General features: G+C 50.6%; 2 protein-coding genes. Both read left to right on the forward strand.

Features of this window, described 5'->3' with window-relative positions; all coding sequences use genetic code 11:
• On the forward strand, positions 1-850 hold an 850-nt coding region (accD, locus tag BZG79_RS14975; protein ID WP_077774807.1), incomplete at its 5' end, for an acetyl-CoA carboxylase, carboxyltransferase subunit beta.
• Between the two features lie 65 nt (positions 851-915).
• Positions 916-1,938, forward strand: a 1,023-nt coding sequence (gene folC, locus BZG79_RS14980; protein ID WP_077774808.1) for a bifunctional tetrahydrofolate synthase/dihydrofolate synthase, incomplete at its 3' end; no start/stop codon positions are given.

Genomic DNA, 1,938 nt, shown 5'->3' on the forward strand with positions numbered 1-1,938 from the left:
GTGTACGTCGTGTGATCAAGTACTTTATCACGCTGATGTCGAACGTAATTTGGAAGTTTGTCCCAAGTGTGACCACCATATGCGTATGCCAGCACGCCGTCGTCTGGATGTTTTTTTGGATCCTGAAGGACGTGAAGAGATTGCCGGTGAACTGGAGCCTAAAGACGTATTAAAATTTCGTGATTCGAAAAAGTATAAAGATCGCCTGTCAGCCGCGCAAAAGTCCAGTGGGGAAAAAGATGCACTCGTGGTCATGAAAGGCAGTGTGCTAGACGTGCCCGTGATTGCTTGTGCGTTTGAATTTAAGTTCATGGGCGGTTCGATGGGCGCAGTCGTCGGCGCACGGTTTGTTAAAGCGGTCGAGCACGCGATCGAAAACCATTGTGGCCTGGTGTGTTTTTCGGCCAGTGGTGGGGCGCGCATGCAAGAGGCCTTGATGTCATTGATGCAAATGGCGAAAACCAGTGCGGCACTTGAGCGTTTATCGCGTCACAACTTGCCATTCATCTCGGTACTCACTGATCCAACTTACGGTGGGGTGACCGCGAGCTTTGCTATGCTCGGAGACATTAATGTCGCAGAGCCAAAAGCGATTATCGGTTTTGCTGGCCGTCGTGTCATTGAGCAAACCGTACGCGAGAATCTGCCAGACGATTTCCAAACCAGTGAGTTCTTGCTTGAGCATGGTGCGATCGACATGATTGTTGATCGTCGTGAGATGCGCCAGCGTTTGGCGGGCCTATTGGCGAAGCTGGGTAACATTAAGTCGCCATTAGTCGTCGATGTTGAGCAAGATAAACCTCAACCTCCAGAAGAGCCTGAAGTGGCACCTTCCTCTCAAGAGCAATAATTGACCGTGTTCCATGGCGTTATCCTTGGTATCATTTGCCCATCATCGAGTAACTGACCAAGTCAATGTCTGAACTACAGCATCCAACAGCCACATTCTCAATGGATACGTGGCTGTCTTATCTAGAAAATATCCATACCAGTGCCATCGATCTTGGCCTTGAACGCGTCGCGGCAGTTGCGGAGCACGCCCAATTGACCAAGCCTGCGCCTAAAGTGATTACCGTTGCAGGTACCAATGGCAAGGGGACCACCTGCGCCTTATTAGAGGCAATATTACAGCACGCGGGTTACCGTACGGGGGTTTACAGCTCACCACATCTTATTCATTACAATGAGCGGGTCCGTGTCAATGGCGACGTGCTGGCCGATAGTGAGCATACTCAAGCGTTTGAGGTAATTAACCAGGCACGTGGCCAAACCAGTCTGAGCTTTTTTGAATTTGGTACCTTAGCCGCGTTACAGCTATTTAAACATCATGCGCTTGATGTCGTGATCCTCGAAGTGGGTCTCGGTGGCCGTTTAGATGCCACCAATGTGGTGGATCATGACGTATCAGTGATCACCAGTCTCGCGCTCGATCATTGTGATTGGCTGGGCAATGACATTAATCAGATTGGCTATGAAAAAGCAGGCATATTCCGGAAAGATAAACCGGCGATATGTGGTCAGCCTGCGCCACCTGCGAGTGTTGCCGCGCATGCTGATGCGATTGGCGCGCAATTAAATCAGTTAGGCTATCAGTACCACTATGCCATGACAGGTGATACGTGGCGTTGGGCGGCCGGTGCTTTTGAACTGACAGAGCTACCTATTCCGGCTATTCCGCTACAAAATGCGGCAACGGCTTTAATGGCGCTGGGCGTCGCTGACCTCGACATTGCTGATACACACATTACCGAGGGATTAGCGTCTGTCGCGGTTACCGGTCGGATGCAAGTTATTGCTGACGCCCCTTACACGATTTTTGACGTCGCCCATAATCCGCATGCTGCCGCTTACCTAGCAAAGAAACTCGCTGAGCAAAAAGCGAGATTGACAGGACGCGTGCATGCTGTAGTGGCGATGTTAGCAGACAAAGATATAGAG

The sequence above is a fragment of the Salinivibrio sp. MA427 genome (genome assembly GCF_001996115.1).
Lineage (GTDB): Bacteria > Pseudomonadota > Gammaproteobacteria > Enterobacterales > Vibrionaceae > Salinivibrio > Salinivibrio costicola.